This is a genomic window from Actinomadura sp. 6N118, from assembly GCF_044326415.1.
Taxonomy (GTDB): Bacteria; Actinomycetota; Actinomycetes; order Streptosporangiales; family Streptosporangiaceae; genus Spirillospora.
In genome coordinates this window covers 45,671-59,989 of record NZ_JBIRAZ010000029.1, presented here as the reverse complement: position 1 = coordinate 59,989, position 14,319 = coordinate 45,671, and the positions used below count along the sequence as shown (strand labels likewise).

The 14,319-nt window shown below is 68.8% G+C and carries 13 protein-coding genes; 3 read left to right on the top strand and 10 right to left on the bottom strand.

Going from position 1 to position 14,319, the window contains the following annotated elements:
• Nucleotides 1–12 precede the first annotated feature (12 nt).
• The 5 genes from ACH34W_RS47800 to ACH34W_RS47780 form a co-directional block, all read right to left on the bottom strand.
• On the bottom strand, nucleotides 13–1,806 hold the full coding sequence (locus ACH34W_RS47800) for an ABC transporter ATP-binding protein (protein WP_395967912.1): 1,794 nt from the start codon (nucleotides 1,804–1,806) through the stop codon (nucleotides 13–15).
• Complete coding sequence (locus ACH34W_RS47795; protein ID WP_395967911.1) at nucleotides 1,803–3,605, bottom strand: ABC transporter ATP-binding protein; 1,803 nt, start codon at nucleotides 3,603–3,605, stop codon at nucleotides 1,803–1,805. The genes ACH34W_RS47800 and ACH34W_RS47795 overlap by 4 nt, the downstream gene beginning before the upstream one ends.
• A gap of 119 nt (nucleotides 3,606–3,724) precedes the next feature.
• The gene (locus ACH34W_RS47790; RefSeq protein WP_395967910.1) at nucleotides 3,725–3,952 is read right to left on the bottom strand and encodes an MbtH family protein; all 228 of its coding nucleotides are present in this window, start codon (nucleotides 3,950–3,952) and stop codon (nucleotides 3,725–3,727) included.
• Nucleotides 3,949–5,751 (bottom strand): SidA/IucD/PvdA family monooxygenase, encoded by a 1,803-nt coding sequence (locus tag ACH34W_RS47785; RefSeq protein WP_395967909.1) that lies wholly within the window; start codon nucleotides 5,749–5,751, stop codon nucleotides 3,949–3,951. Before ACH34W_RS47785 ends, ACH34W_RS47790 begins: the two co-directional genes overlap by 4 nt.
• A gap of 35 nt (nucleotides 5,752–5,786) precedes the next feature.
• Nucleotides 5,787–6,761, bottom strand: a complete 975-nt coding sequence (locus ACH34W_RS47780) for a fatty acid desaturase family protein (protein ID WP_395967908.1) — start codon at nucleotides 6,759–6,761, stop codon at nucleotides 5,787–5,789.
• Between the two features lie 394 nt (nucleotides 6,762–7,155).
• Between ACH34W_RS47780 and ACH34W_RS47775 the strand changes: the two genes are divergently transcribed.
• Nucleotides 7,156–9,315, top strand: a complete 2,160-nt coding sequence (locus ACH34W_RS47775; protein WP_395967907.1) for an iron-containing redox enzyme family protein — start codon at nucleotides 7,156–7,158, stop codon at nucleotides 9,313–9,315.
• A gap of 466 nt (nucleotides 9,316–9,781) precedes the next feature.
• Here ACH34W_RS47775 and ACH34W_RS47770 read toward each other — a convergent pair whose 3' ends face one another.
• The gene (locus ACH34W_RS47770) at nucleotides 9,782–9,913 is read right to left on the bottom strand and encodes a hypothetical protein (protein WP_395967906.1); all 132 of its coding nucleotides are present in this window, start codon (nucleotides 9,911–9,913) and stop codon (nucleotides 9,782–9,784) included.
• A gap of 369 nt (nucleotides 9,914–10,282) precedes the next feature.
• Nucleotides 10,283–10,981, bottom strand: a complete 699-nt coding sequence (locus ACH34W_RS47765; protein ID WP_395967905.1) for a hypothetical protein — start codon at nucleotides 10,979–10,981, stop codon at nucleotides 10,283–10,285.
• A gap of 156 nt (nucleotides 10,982–11,137) precedes the next feature.
• Here ACH34W_RS47765 and ACH34W_RS47760 point away from each other — a divergent pair, with 156 nt between their 5' ends.
• Entirely contained in the window at nucleotides 11,138–11,497 is a 360-nt protein-coding gene (locus ACH34W_RS47760) for a hypothetical protein (protein WP_395967904.1), read from the top strand.
• 245 nt (nucleotides 11,498–11,742) lie between these two features.
• Here the strand turns inward: ACH34W_RS47760 and ACH34W_RS47755 are convergent, their stop codons facing one another.
• The gene (locus ACH34W_RS47755) at nucleotides 11,743–11,895 is read right to left on the bottom strand and encodes a hypothetical protein (protein ID WP_395967903.1); all 153 of its coding nucleotides are present in this window, start codon (nucleotides 11,893–11,895) and stop codon (nucleotides 11,743–11,745) included.
• Between the two features lie 139 nt (nucleotides 11,896–12,034).
• Between ACH34W_RS47755 and ACH34W_RS47750 the strand changes: the two genes are divergently transcribed.
• Nucleotides 12,035–12,373 (top strand): HEAT repeat domain-containing protein, encoded by a 339-nt coding sequence (locus ACH34W_RS47750; RefSeq protein ID WP_395967902.1) that lies wholly within the window; start codon nucleotides 12,035–12,037, stop codon nucleotides 12,371–12,373.
• A gap of 301 nt (nucleotides 12,374–12,674) precedes the next feature.
• On the opposite strand, the gene ACH34W_RS47745 is transcribed toward ACH34W_RS47750, so the two are convergent.
• Together ACH34W_RS47745 and ACH34W_RS47740 are read right to left on the bottom strand one after the other, a co-directional pair.
• Complete coding sequence (locus tag ACH34W_RS47745; RefSeq protein WP_395967901.1) at nucleotides 12,675–12,941, bottom strand: hypothetical protein; 267 nt, start codon at nucleotides 12,939–12,941, stop codon at nucleotides 12,675–12,677.
• 1,148 nt (nucleotides 12,942–14,089) lie between these two features.
• On the bottom strand, nucleotides 14,090–14,248 hold the full coding sequence (locus tag ACH34W_RS47740) for a hypothetical protein (protein ID WP_395967900.1): 159 nt from the start codon (nucleotides 14,246–14,248) through the stop codon (nucleotides 14,090–14,092).
• Nucleotides 14,249–14,319 lie beyond the last annotated feature (71 nt).

Below are 14,319 nucleotides of genomic sequence, written 5' to 3'. Positions count from 1 at the left end.
AATGCGTTCGGGTCAGGTGACCGTGCCAGCGGCCGAGGCTCGCCGCCAGCTGTCGTACAAGCCGGCGTAGACACCGCCCGCCACGAGCAGCTCGTCGTGCCGGCCGCGTTCCACCAGCCGACCGCCGTCGAGCACGATCACCTCGTCGGCCCGTTCGGCGGTGGCCAACCGGTGCGCGACGGTCAACGACGTGCGGCCCGCGGTGAGCCGGCGCAACGCCTCGACGAGCGTCAGCTCGATCCGCGGGTCCACGGCCGAGGTCGCCTCGTCGAGGATCAGGCAGGCCGGGTTGGCCAGGTGCGCGCGGGCCAGCGCGACCAGCTGCCGCTCGCCCGCGGACAGGCTCTCGCCGCGCTGCCCGGCCGGGGTGTCCAGGCCGCGCGGCAGGCCGGCGAGGAACGCTGCCGCACCCAGATCGTGGAAGGCCCGCTCGACGTCGGTACGGGTGGCGGACGGTCGCCCGTACCGGACGTTCTCCTCGACCGTGGTGTCGAAAAGGAACGGTTCCTGCGGCACGACCACCACGCGCGAGCGCAGCGACTCGGTCGCGATTTCCCGTGCGTCCACGCCGCCGATCAGGATGTGGCCGCGGTCGGGGTCGGCCAGCCGGGCGATCAGCTTCGTCAGCGTCGTCTTGCCCGATCCGGTGGCGCCGACCAGCACGACCTGGCGACCGGCCGGCACCTCGAACGACACGTCGGTCAGGGCCGTGCCGGCGTTCGGGTAGCCGAAGGTGACATTCCGTACGACCACCGCCGGCGGGCTGGCCGGCAGCTGCCGGCCGTTGACCGGCTCGGTGACGTCCTCGACGATGTCCAGCAGTGCCAGCACCCGTCGCCAGCCGGCCACGGCATTCTGCGTGAAGTCGATGACCTGAGTGAACTGCCCCACCGGCCCCAGCAACAGGGTCACCAGCAGGAGGAACGCGACCAGCTCGCCGGCGGTGTGCCCGGTCGACGGGCCGATCGCCAGGCCCACCGCGACGACGCCGACCACCACGATCGCGGCGAACAGATCGGCGAGGGAGAACAGCACGCTGCCCAGATAGCCGGCGCGGGCCTTCGTGTCCCGCCAGCGGTGGATGGTCGCCGTGGTCCGCCGCAGGCTCGGCTTCGTGATGCCGTAGGCGCGGATGACGGCCGCGCCCTGGATCGTCTCCGAGGTCACCGTGAGCAGATCGGCGACGCGGCCCCGGACCGCGGAGTGCGCGGGCCCGAGACGCCCGGTCAGCACGTGGATGAGGACGACCATCGGCACGGTCAGCGCAACCGTGACCAGCGTCAGCCAGACGTCGTAGTACAGCATGCCGGCGAGGGCAGCCAGCATAGCGGCGCCGTTCACCACCCAGGCGATGCCGCCCCACTGCAGGAACTGGCTGAGGGTCCCGACGTCGGAGGTCACCCGGGACACCAGCTTCCCGCGCGTCTCGGCCGAGTGGTACGCCACGCTGAGCCGGTGTACGTGGCCGAAGGCGCGGACCCGCAGCCCGCACAGTGCGCGCTCGCTGGCGACCGCAAGGCGCAGCAGGCTCACCCAGTTGACCAGGGCGGTGCCCACCACCGCCACCCCCGCCAGCGCGCCCAGGCGAACCAGGTGGCCAACGTCGATGTGTCCGGTGCTGAGTCCCCTGTCGAGGAGCTGCTGGATGAGGACCGGTACCGCCAGCCGGCCGAAGCCGCCGACCAGTGCGAGGACGAGCGTCAGGGCCAGGCCGTCGCGGATCTCCGGGATGCCGGCGAAGCCGCGCCGAAGCACCGCGGTCGTCGACCCGGCAACACCGTCGGGGTCGACCGCGACCGCACTCATACCGCTTCCCGCTCTCGCTGGAATCCCCGGATCAGCCGGTCGTAGCCGTCGATCCGGAGCAGGTCCTCATGGGCGCCGACACCGGCCACGCGGCCGCTGTCGAGGTAAACGACCGCGTCGGCCCGGGCCAGCGTCGCGGCGCTGGTGGTGACGACGATCGTGGTGGTGGACGGCAAGCCGGTAGCCAGCCCGCTCATGATCTCCTGCCGGGTGGTCGCGTCGACCGCGGACGTGGCCTCGTCCAGCAACAGCACCCGGGGCCGACGGACCAGGGCCCGGGCCAGCGCGATGCGTTGTCGTTCGCCGCCGGACAGCGTCACCCCACGCTCGCCGACCCGAGTCGCCAGCCCGTCCGGCTGGCGCTCGACGATGGCGGTGGCCCGGGCGAGGCGGAGCGCCTCGTCCAGCCGCTCCCGGTCGGCGTCCGCGGGTGCTTCCGATGGGGTGCGGTCGAAGTCGAGTCGGACGTTCTGGGCCAGCGTGCCGGCGAACAGGAACGGCTCCTGGAAAACCGCCGCACAGGCCGCCGCCCGGTCGGCTGCGGCGACCCGGTACAGGTCGACCCCGTTAAGCAGCACCGTGCCGCCGGTCGGGGGCAGCAGGCCGGCCAGCGCCAGCAGCAGCGTGCTCTTACCCGACCCGGTGCTCCCGGTGATCGCGACGGTCGCGCCGACCGGGACGTCAAAGCTCACATCGGAAAAGACCACCGGGCCGTCCGCGTAGGCGAAGCCGAGACCGCGGACGCGCAGGCCGAGCGGACCGTTCGGCAGCGGCTGCGGATCCACCACAGCCGGCGGTGGCGTCTCGCCGAGCACCTCCTGAACCCGACCGTACCCCGCCAGCACGTGCGGCAGGTGGGCCAGCACGTTGCCGATCACGCTTAGAGGCACCGCCAGCATGGCGAACAGGTTGACGAAGCTGACCAGTTGGCCGACCGTGACCGCGCCGCTGTTCACCCGCCACGCCCCGACCACCAGGATGACCAGCGACGTGGCGGCCGGGATCAGATCGAACAGCTCGTTCATCAGCCATTCCCGACCGGCCAGCTTGATATTCGCATCGCGGAGCCGGGCCGATTCGGCGCCGAACCTGTCCCGCTCGGCGCGGTCCCGGCCGAGCGTCTTCACCAGGAACGCGCCGTCGAAACTCTCGTGGGCGATTGCGGTCACCCGCCCCAGCCGCTGCTGGGCCTCCGCGGCGAGCCCCTCGACCCGTTTCTGGTACGCGGAGTTGACCAGCAACAGCGCCGGGATCGAGGCACCGCCGACCACTGCCAGGATCGGGTCCACCGCCAGCATCCAGCCGGCGGTGACCAGGAACATCAGGAACATGCCGAGTACCTGCGGCATTCGGGCCGGCAGGTCCGCGGCCGCCTCCGGGTCGGTGGTGACGTGCGCCAGCTTCTCGCCGGTCGGGTGGGCCCGATGGTAGGCCATCGGCAGCGCGTCGTACCGCTCGACCACGGCCTCCCGCAGAGTGGCATCGAACCGGGCCCGGGTCGCGGTGGCGGTCCATCGCAGGATCAGCCCTGCCGTGCCCTTGACCACGCCGATCGCGAGCACGACCAGGACCACGGCGAGGGCGGTGCCGGTGGACACCTGGCCGCCCTCGAACCTCGGTATCACCACGTGGCTGACCAGCTCGCCGAGCGCGACGGACCAGACGGTCAGTCCCGCTCCGTACAGCATCGCGGCGGCCAGCCCCCAGCTCATCGGACCCGGATGGGCGCGAAAGGCGGCGAGCAGCAACGTGCGCGACCGGCGCAGGACGTTGGGCCGTGCGGCTGGCCTCTGATCCACTATCGCCACTTCCTCATCATTCGCTGCCGTCATTGCTGCTCAGCCGCCAAAGCTGTTGAAGGTCCGGAAGGGACACGGGGACGTAGGAGCTGACTGGAGACCCGGTCGCGTACTCTGGCTCAGCCACTGTGCGTCCTTTGCTCCTCAGCGGAGGCGCTCATGGCGGCCCGCAGGCTGGCCGGGCGCATGTCCGTCCACAACCCGCCGATGCGCGCCAGACAGTCATCCCGGGACGCCGGCTCGCCGACCGGCTCCCACCCGGCCGGTACCGGCCGACCCGACCGCCAGATCGAGTACTGCTCCTCGTCGTTGCGAACAATCACGTACATCTCGTCGGTGTCGGTCATGACTGCCTCTCGCTCTCGCTCTCGGCCGGGGCCGCACGCGGCTCCGATGACAGGGGGAACCGGCTGGAAAGGGCCTCGATCTCGATCTCGATCCGGACCGAACCGCCGGCGCGTGCGGCCGGCCCGGAATCCGCCGGGTCGACGCGAGCCGGGTGCGCAAGTCGGTCCCGGTCGGTCACCACCCGGGCGCATCCGCGAACGTCGATCAACATCGAGTCCCCGGCTTGCGGCTCGCCGGGCGGCGCCCCGTCCGGCTGGAATATCGCCAGCACCTTGCCGCCGTCCAGCAGCGGCAGCTGCGGATCGGTCCGGTCGAGCACGCCGAGCAGGACGCCGTTGCGACCGCGGTCGCGATCCAGCACCAGCGGCAGCCGGGTCGCGACCGGGAACTCCCCCGCACCGGCGCTCACCAGCGTTCCGGAGCCGCATCGCTCGATCAGCGTCACCAGCGTCGCGGCGGCCGGCCCGGCGTCGTGCCCCGCCGGCGGGAACGCGCGGGCCAGCGAACCACCGTCCTTGGCGATGGCTGTGATGATCTGCTTGGACCGGAAGGGCAGCAGCGACAACAGCGTGTCGCCGAGCCCGTGCGTCGCCTCGGCGAAGCCCTGCACGTACAGGCCGCAGGTCAGCTCGTCGGTCGTGCGCACGCGGTGTTCACGGGAAACCGCCAGCCCGCCATCGGCGTCGGTGTCCAGGTAGGGAAGGACGTCGCGGTACATCTCCGAGTCCAGTTCGCGCCGGTACCCGGTGGCCAGCACCAGGCCGTCAACTCGGAGCACGCGGGCCCCGCCGCCGAAGCGGCCGTCGACCCCGATCCGGATGCCCGTGCCGTCGGCCCCGGCCTCCGCCCCGGTCAGCCGGGAGCCGTCGTGCACCACGAGGCGGGTGCGGCCGCGGACCTCGTCGGCGTAGACCAGCCGGTACAGCTCGTCGAGAAAACTCGCCTCCACCACGCCGTAGTTGGTGGTTCGCAGGCCGGCGCAGTAGTCGCGCCGGTTCGCCTCGTTGCGGGAGTAGAAGTCGGCGGCTTTGGCCTCGAAGAACTGCTCGTTCGCGAACGGGTTGTTGTCGGTGGCTCGCAGCGAGTACCCCGGCAGGATCAGGTGCACGCGGGCGTTGCGGTACCGATCCAGCAGGTAGTGGGTGATCTCGCCGGCGCTTTGCCCGTCGCCGGCGACCGCGAACTCCCACTCGCGGTCGCGGTCGGTGAACGTCTCGGGGACCGTTGGCAGGAACGCGCTGGAGTGCACCACGGTCGGGCCGAGCGTCACCGCCTCCGGCACGCGGGGTACGCCGCCGAGCGCGTGCACAATGTTGCGGGCGTGGTACTCGACGACGCCGCCGGTCGTGGTGTCGGTCGCGGTCACCCGGAACAGCGGCAGCGTGCCGTCGTCGTCGCGGACCGCGGTCACCGCGCGGACCGCGGAGTGGTAGCGCACCATGTCGGCGAACTGTGCGGCGACCCACCTCAGGTAGTCCTGGAACTCCAGCCGGGTCGGCCGGAACTCGGCGAGGTTCACGAACCTCTCCAGCCGCCCCTTGGCCTTCTCGTACTGGAGGAAGGTGAATGGGCTGGCCAGGTTCCGCAGGGACACCAGGTCCTTGAGGAAGGAGATCTGCATCCGGGCGCCGTCGATGAGCATGCCCTCGTGCCAGCGCGTGTCGCCGGAGCGCTCCAGGAACAGGCAGCGGCGATCCGGCGCGATCTCCTGGGCAGCGATCGCGAGTGCGATGTTCGACGGTCCGAAGCCCAGCCCGATCACGTCGTACGGGTCATCCGGCGTGCCGAGATTCCGCACGTACCGCTCCCCTCCTCGACGTCTGCCCGGCTGGTTCATTGGGTGGCTCGGGTCGCTGAGGAGCGTTGGGCGATGCGACCAATGCGACCGGTGTCCAGGAAGCCGACCACGGGCGGCACCGTGGACACGACACGACCGGCCTCGTCGAGCCGCTCCTGATACTGCGCCGCGACCTCGGGAAGCCGGGTCCAGTGCGTCGTGGGGCGCAGATGGTGCTCCTGGTGGTATCCGTCGTTGAAGGTCAGCCGGTTGTACAGCCGGCTGTAGTAGCTCACGGAGTTCGCGTACCGGCTCTCCGGCTCCGCCCCGAAGTGCCGGTAGTAGTTCTGGACGTTGACCCAGGTAAACGCGGCCGCTATCGCCGGCAGATAGCACAGCAGCAGCCACTGCCACGAGAGGACGGCGAGCAGCACGATGAAACTCAGGTGTGCCAAGCGGTCGCGGCGGATCTGGGCGAGCTCGGCCGCGCGCCGGGCCGGGTGCCGGGTGGCCCACCCTCGCAGCGTGGTCTCCGCCGGGCCGACGCCGCACAACCGGCGCAAGGACGCCCAGGTGCCCACGAACTCCCGGGCCGAGGCGGCGAGGCTGAAGACCAGGTACCGCCAGAGCGGGGCGTGGTCGTCGTCCCGGCTGTATCGGTAAGTGGAGCTGAGGTCGGCGGTGACCCCGTCGCGCTTACGGTCGTTGTTGTACCGGTGGTGGTTGCGGACGTGACCCAACTGGTACGCCTGTACCGACTGCGCGATGTTCGCCGAGTTCATCAACGACACGAGCGCGTTCAGCCGGTCGTCGGTGAACCAGGGCTGGTGCACGAACATGTGGTTAATGATGAGCACCGAGTAGGTCATCATGGCGGTGACCAGGATCGCCGAGCCGAGCCGCGGCCACAGCCCGTCCGGCGTCAGCACGGCCAGCGCGATCGTCCCTGCGAACTGCACGATGCAAATCCCGAGCAGGATGGCGTCGGCCGGGCTGTTGCGCCATATCCGTCCGGGCTCGCGGTCGATCATCTCACCGTCACCTTTCCCGAGTCCTCTTCGACGAAGCCCGGGCACGCCTGCCGGCTGACCTCGGCGGGCCCGATCCGTGAGGCGGTTCGACCCAGGTGAATGCCGCTCGTCGCTGGTAAACACTGACCGACCATACGCAGCTCCGGCTTCCCAGCGCAGTCACGTGAACCGGCGACGCGGCGCCCGGCCCGCTTCGCGGATCATGGGCGCGGGGCGGGGGCTGTTTTACGGGACACGGTCCCCCACTGGCCCGGCGTTAGGTTTCTTGCAGGAGGTTCGGCCGGCTTCTTGCGCAATGCCGTGCACCATTCCCCGTTGTACGAGGGAGGTGGCTCGCGGTGGCCCTTCTGCGTGCGATTGCCAGGTTTTCGACGTAGGAAGAGGAAGAAGCACGATGCATCCATCTACCCGATGTTCTGATCAGGCGGTAGACGACCCGACGGCGCTGCCGATCCAGACGGTGTTCGCCCGCGCGTGTGACCCCGAGAGCACGCCACTGCCCGACGCCCTGCGGGCCGCGATCGTTGCGGAGTTGGACCGCGGCTGCGCCGACGATCGCGGTTCGCGGGTCCCGCTGGCCGACCTCGGGCCGTCGGTCGCCGCCTGGGCCGCCACGCAACGCTCGCGCTTCGAGGCACTCTTCGCCGCGGCGGAACGCGAGGGCCGCGCCGACGTGCTCGTCCGCCGGGCGGTCCTCGCGTGTGCCCCCTTGGCCTCGCTGTCCGGTGCCTGGCTGCAGTGGATGAGCGAGCCGGGCAACGCCGAGGAAGCGGTCACCATGCGGGTGCTCTCCCTGTTCGCGGGCGACGTCGGCGCCGGGCATCCGCGGGCGTCCCGAGGCAGCGTCTACCTCTCTCTCATGCAACACCTCCGGGTGGCCGTGCATGCGCATCCGGCGAGTCAACTGGCGCAGGACCGCCGAATCGCCGACCAGTCCTTCTACCTACCGGCCGTCGCGTTGACGATGAGCCGGCGCCCGGACGCATACCGGGGCGAGATCATCGGTCTTGACCTTTGCCTGCGTGAGGTCGGCCTGCTCCCGCCGCTCGACGCTGTTCAGACCCGGCTTCCGCACGCGATTGGATGGGACGCGCTGGATCCGAGCCGCGCGCGCACGCCGGACGGGCCGCCGACGGTCGAGGATGCTCGGGCCGTGGCGGCCGCGTTCGTCGAATCAGCCGGTACGGCCGGCGCGACCGCGGTCGAGCGCGGCTTCGCCTGGGCGTTCGGCGCGCTGCGACGTTGGTGCGACGAGGTGGCCCGGGAGCTGGACGCCGCTCGCGACCCGGGTTTCGAGATGGCGGAGCTGGTGCGGTCCCGGGCTAGGGAGGCGTCCGTATATCACGACCGGTTCAGCGTGCAGGGCCGGCCTCTGCAGGAGTGGCTCTCCGAGGCGCGCACCGACCCGATCCCGTTCCTGACCGCGCTGGCGAACAGTCGCCTCATCTGGCCGGGCAGGTCCGAGGCCAGCCGCCTGACCGGCGCGCTCGTGTCGGACAAGGGCCGTATGTTCCGGATATTCCCGGACAGCGAACTGGACACGATCAAGCGATGGATCGACGCGCTGCCGGCGGATCCCGCACAGCGGGCAGGGTGGCGACCGCCCGCCCATCAGCCCCGGCGAATCATGCTCCGGCCGGCCTCGGAAAGCGCCCGCGATGACGGCGACCCTCCCGCGGACATCCGGCAGGCATACATCCGTCTGTTGCGGCGCACGATCACACCGGCGACCCGCCGGTATGCGCTGCGATACGTGGAAAAGCGGCTCGCCAGGTCCCGCCAGGGCATGGAGTCGTCCGCCCAGTCACTGCCGGACGAGCACCCGGTGGACGGTCTGCGGTCTTGGCTGCTCGACCAGCACGACCTCCACAACATGGAGTTCCACAACGGCCTGGGCGATCCCTTGCCGGACCGCGCCGACTTGATCGACTCGAGCGTGCAACTGGCGCCGCTCACCCTGATCGACGGTGCCTGGCTGACCGGCTACACCGACTATCAGCTCGCCTCCTCCGAGCGCGGGCACTTCCTGTTCGACACCTACTGGGACGAGCTCGGCAACGGCGACCTGAGCCTGAACCATCCGCTGATCTACCGTGCCGTGTTGCGGGAGATGGGCATCAACCTCCCACCGACTCGCTCGCCGGAGTTCGCGACCTGGTCCGGGTTCCGGGACCAGTCGTTCGATACGCCGGTCTTCTGGCTGGCGATCGGCCGGTTTCCGCGCACGTTCGAACCGGAGATTCTCGGCCTGAACCTGGCGATGGAGCTGTCAGGGGTCGGCGGCAACTATCGCCGCGGCCGGCAGGCGCTCAAGAAGCACGGCTTCAGTACCGCGTTCGTCGACATCCACAACACCATCGACAACGTCGCGACCGGCCACTCCGCCTGGGCGGCCGACGCCATCGACGGATACCTGGCCCAGCAGGCGCCGACGGCTAGCACGGACGCATGGGACCGGATCCGGGCCGGATACCGATCGCTGAACGCACCATCCGGACTCCTGGCAGACAAAGGGCCCGCCGAGCCAAAACCTGAGGGACGGTCGCATGTCTGAGCTGCTCCTGGGCATCTCCGCCTATTATCACGACCGACGACGCCAAGACTCTGCTGACGAAACTGCGCGACTCCTCGGCCGCCGAGCACCTCGACCACGAGTTGGCCGACGAACTCTACACCGGAGACCGGGACCGCTTACTTGCCGCAACCCAACGCATCGCACAGTTCTGTCACGCATTCGGCTATCAAGACCTGGTCGTTACCGACGGATCAAGATCTTGGCTGCGGCCGGATACTAAAGAAATGATCACTGCGGCGATGGCCACTCTGGAACTCTAGTCTCACACCCTGGCCTACTCGTTTCTCAGCGGTCTACCGACCGCTCGCTCCCGGTTGCCGAGGCTGAACAGAGAGCGCTCTCAAACAAGGATTCGTTCGATAGCGATATGGAAAGACCGTAGGTCAGCGGCCTGGTTGTCATGGACCGATGTGCATGGATCCCCGTCCGGCGTTCAGCGTTCCGCTCACGATAGCCGCGCTCGGCGCAGCGCGGCCTGGGAGACGACCGCGACGGTGCCGCGCGGAAGCTGGCGCTGCACCGATCTGGCGATAAAGGTCTTACCACTGCCGGAATTGCCGCGCAGCACCATGAGCACCGAATTGAACGCCCCTGTGTTCGAGACAGGATGATCCTGCCACGCTCCGGCCGACGACCTCGGGCGTTTCAATCCCTGCCCGAAGGAGCCCAGCCGACAGAGCGACTACTACTCACCGTGACGATCGCTGGATGGTGTACGGACCCTGGGCGCAGCCGTCGATATCATGCGTCATGGCTCCGACCGCCGAAGAGTGCCCAGATTTCTCCGTCTCAGTTTCCGTCTCATTCATGGTCGTTCGGGGGCGTTCGCGGACGTTCGGCCGATCGCATTTCCCCACGTCAGGGACGGTGGCGGACGTCAGCGGACGGTGGGCCTCAGAATTTGCAAGCGTGCTGATCCCAGGCCCGGGATACTACGACGGGCCAGTCATCGGCGATCGGTGAACTCCAGGGCGCAATCCCCGGCTCGCAACCCCGGGCTGGCTAGAAGCCGCCCCCACAGAACATATCCCGACAGCGAGTTCACAGTCTGGGGTGCTGAACTGGTGGAGCCCTGCGGGGTCGGTGCGAGTTTCCAGTCGCCGTCCCACTTCACAGTCGTGGTCCGGACTGTGCGGGCGCCGCGCGCGGGATCGCGCGACACCGTCGCGATCACCGCGGTCTGGGGCGTGTAGGAAACGATCCGAAAGCCCGCGATCTGCGCGGCCTCCCCTTCGGCTACCACCTGCTGAGCGGCCCGCGCCCGTGCATAGGCCACCTTGCCCTCGTCGGCCACGACCTGCTGATTCAGGATCTGTCGCCACCGAGGCGCCCGGTCGAGCCGCACGCTGATCTGCACCGCCGCCATCAGCGCCCCGCGCGGCGTGCGCGCATAGCAGCGCGCGATGTCACCCCGGACCTCCAGCGGACCGACCGCCGGTGAGAACGGCACCGCAACACCCTCGAAGCGCTCCCAGTGCACCTGCCTGGGCGCCGTCTGGGGAATGTCCTGGTGGCTGTTGTCGGGAACACACGAGCGTGCCGCCGCCGAACTCGCGACCAACAGCGCCGGCTTGGCTGTAGCCGCGGTCCGCTCCTGGCCCTCCCCCGCACAACCGGAGACGCCCACGACGACGATGAGCGGCAAGCAGACTCTGTTGAACAAGGAGGGACTCACTTCACACAGCGGATCTGAACGGAGGAACCTGACATGCTAAGCCCTCGTGATCACGCTGCCCAGCGCCTGCCTCGTGCTGGGCTGTTTCACCGCCGCAGCCGACGGGAGCGCTCTATCGTGCCGGGCATGGCCGAGGCATGGGTGCGCACCGCGCGGGGCAGTTGGCTGCGCGGCTCCGAGATCGTGGACATCGCCGGCGGGGAGGGCGAGCAGGTGATGGTCACCGCCCGGCCCTGGCCCAACAAGCCGATCGCGCTGGTGGCCGAAGACCATCCGCACCGGAGCGCGATCGATTTCGCCGCCGCGCTGCCAGTCGCGCTCGCCGCCTACGCCCACGACGACACCGTGCACGTGGTGCGGATCTGGGCACGCTATGACGACAGCGACGACGACCGCGACAGTGACGGCGACGGTGGCCTGTGGCGCTGGGAGAGCGCCCACCAAGGTCACCTGGACCCCGATGGCGATCAAGCGCCGGTGCCCTGATCACCGCCCTGTCCCGTACGCGAGCCTTGCGACGAGTACCTCAACACACCGAACCCGCCACCGTTGGTACCGCGTACCGACCGGTTAAACCAGCCGCGACGACGTTGAACGCACCCGCTGACTGCTACGACCTCCATCCCCTTCCCCTCGAGACGGCCGCGCAGGGGTGTCTAGGTCGATGGCGGGACGATCGGACACTTTCAAGGCGAGCGTTACGGACCTGATCGGCACGTGCGCATGCGGCGTCAGGGGTGGATGCGGACCCGGCCGTTGGTGAAGCCGGCGAGTGCCTGGTCGATGTCGTGCAGCGGCTGGCGCAGCGGGTCAACCGCCCAGCGCAGGCCCATCGCCCCTAACTCCTTGCCGCGCAGCACGCGCTGCACATCAAGATGGTCCAACCCGGTGACTTCGGGCGTATCGGCCGTTGGGACAAATGGCGTCTTCTCCCGAAGCAGCCCCCAGGGCCACAGTGGTTCAGATGCCCGAGCGCGGGACGGGCAGCCGGTGACCAGGCGGCTTCCTGAATACAGGAGCGCCATGTCTAAGCGCTTTGATGATGCGATGCGGCTGATGCGACGCCATGACTCACAGCTTCAGGAAGAGGGGTTCGGTATTGTACCGGCACATGCCGCAGCACATCTGGATGAGCTGCTGGCCGAGTTTCAACGCAATGATAATGAGCACGGGCTTCGCTGCTGGCTGCTGGAGCTCATTGGGGAAGCGAGATCTCCACACGCTCTTCCGGTATTGATCGAACAACTGCATTCCGAGGACGAGGCGTTGCGGCACTGGGCTGAAAAGGGCCTAGAACAGCTTGATTCGCGAGAGGCTCGTCGCGCCCTGTATGAGGCCCGTACGAAGCGGAACTTCAGCTGAGGCCGCAGGACATGACGCCGGAGCCGCCGGGCGAACACCGGCCGGGCGCGCCCGCCGACACCTGCGACGACTGCGCCGCCCCCTCGATGCCGCTGACCTCGACAAGCGCGCGGCCCGACCTGGTGCCTCCACGGTCAACGCACGTCCGGTTCCGCCGGTGCAGCGGACCTGCGTCGCGAAGGGCTGCTCGATAGCGAGGTGGTCAGGGCCAGGACACGGTGATCGTCAGGCCGTTGCCGGGCGGTACCAGGCCTACCTTGCGCACATACCTAAACCAGTGGCCTGGGCCCGTGCTGGGTGGTCACGCGTTGGATGCCGGGCTGTTCAGCCGATGGAGTTTTGGATCACTCCATGCCTGTGCCAACGCCGGCGCCCAGTACCGGCTGGGCAGAATCATCGTGCTGTCCAGCTCGGGATGGACGATGAGCGGGAACATCCCGTCGCGCAGCACTCCGTCTGGCAGATGGCGGCGCGACACCAGGATTGTCGTGGTGATCATCGGCAGGCTGCCCGCCAGGCTGCGCGGCACCCGCGTATGAGGCCCGGTCTCCATCTCGTTGGCCAGCATGTGGGCGACCTTCTGTAGCTCAGCGTCGGCCTGCCGGGTGCCCTTGAGCGCGAACACACGCCGCGCCAGCCCGACAACAAGATCAGGCTGGCCATCCAAGACCGGGTCCGGGCTGTAGAGGACCTTGCCGGAGAGTCGTAGCGTCCCTTGCCGAACAACAGGGTGTTGGCCTGAACCAAGCCGCCCCATACCACGCGCCCCTCGTCCAGCAGCCGGTCCTGATCAGCCAGGACAGCCTGCAACGGAGCATGAGTGTCTTGCCACACCCACCGCGGCGCAACCAGCCGCAGGTACTTCCTGCGCTCTCGGCGCTCAAAAGTCCACGGAGCCGCCCCGAACAACGACCGGCACTGCTCCAAGAGCTCGGCATACAGAGTCACGAGCCCGGACAATAGAGCCCTCGTCGACGCGGCCTCACACCAGTTGAGCGCGATCGGCCAGACCACGGCTCCGACCACATCGTGGTCGCCGACGGGCGGTTGTACCGAACCGGGCGCGCATCCCCTGTGGCCGGGTGGCCACCGGCCACCCTGCTGGCTACAGGCACTACCGACCAGCCAGCAACGCCGCACCGTACCGACACACATCAAAGATCACCAACAGCATCCGGAAAGTGTGCCTGATCCACGAATGCGGCGTCGTTGACAGTGGTCCGAGGTTCTGGGTGAACTTGCGGGAGTCGGCGTTGTTCTCTCCGCGCGAGCGGAGGTGATCTGGTCGAGGAGCTCGCCGAGGAATTCGTGAGCGGGTTCTCTCCGCGCGAGCGGAGGTGGTCCGAGGTTCTGGACGCTCTTGCCGGTCCAGGAGTCGTTCTCTCCGCGCAAGCGGAGGTGGTCCGTCGAACGTGATCGATGTGCAGTACCGGGTCACGTTGTCTACGCGCGAACAGAGGTGGTCCGACCCGGTCGGAGGCCGGGGCGTCGGTGCCGAGATCAGCGACATCCTGGACCGGTGTCGGTCACCTGCGTACGCGAAGTGACCGGCACATGCTCATCGGCCTCCGAGTTGAGCGTGCCTGTGCGCCACAGCGTGTCGGCGATGGCATCCCGCTTGGCGGGTGGCCGCGTGAGCAGGCTGCTGGTTCTTGGCTGTTTGAGGTCGGGCGTCAGGTTAGGGGTCTGGCCGGTGTTTCGGCCATACGGTCCGGGTCAGGGCGACGCCACTGGCGGCGCCAGATTGTGACCCGCCGCGGCTCGTGGTCGTTCGGGGGGTGAGCTGATCGACGGCTGGGCGAGCCGTTCACGCATCGCATGCGCCCATTGGTCGGTGGGCACCGGCACCCAGCCTGGGGGGTCAAGTTCCGTCATAGGGCGATCTTGGCGGCCCGGCCCGACATTCTCCCCCAGCATTCAGCAAGGGGGCCCGATGTTGGTGGCCT

What these genes read in the sequence shown, in the direction of transcription:
- ACH34W_RS47800 (WP_395967912.1), bottom strand. Translation starts at nt 1,806, where the DNA reads ATGAGTGCGGTCGCGGTCGACCCCGACGGTGTTGCCGGGTCGACGACC.
- ACH34W_RS47750 (WP_395967902.1), top strand. Translation starts at nt 12,035, where the DNA reads ATGTCTAAGCGCTTTGATGATGCGATGCGGCTGATGCGACGCCATGAC.
- ACH34W_RS47745 (WP_395967901.1), bottom strand. Translation starts at nt 12,941, where the DNA reads ATGCTGGCCAACGAGATGGAGACCGGGCCTCATACGCGGGTGCCGCGC.
- ACH34W_RS47760 (WP_395967904.1), top strand. Translation starts at nt 11,138, where the DNA reads ATGGCCGAGGCATGGGTGCGCACCGCGCGGGGCAGTTGGCTGCGCGGC.
- ACH34W_RS47775 (WP_395967907.1), top strand. Translation starts at nt 7,156, where the DNA reads ATGCATCCATCTACCCGATGTTCTGATCAGGCGGTAGACGACCCGACG.
- ACH34W_RS47780 (WP_395967908.1), bottom strand. Translation starts at nt 6,761, where the DNA reads ATGATCGACCGCGAGCCCGGACGGATATGGCGCAACAGCCCGGCCGAC.
- ACH34W_RS47790 (WP_395967910.1), bottom strand. Translation starts at nt 3,952, where the DNA reads ATGACCGACACCGACGAGATGTACGTGATTGTTCGCAACGACGAGGAG.
- ACH34W_RS47740 (WP_395967900.1), bottom strand. Translation starts at nt 14,248, where the DNA reads ATGACGGAACTTGACCCCCCAGGCTGGGTGCCGGTGCCCACCGACCAA.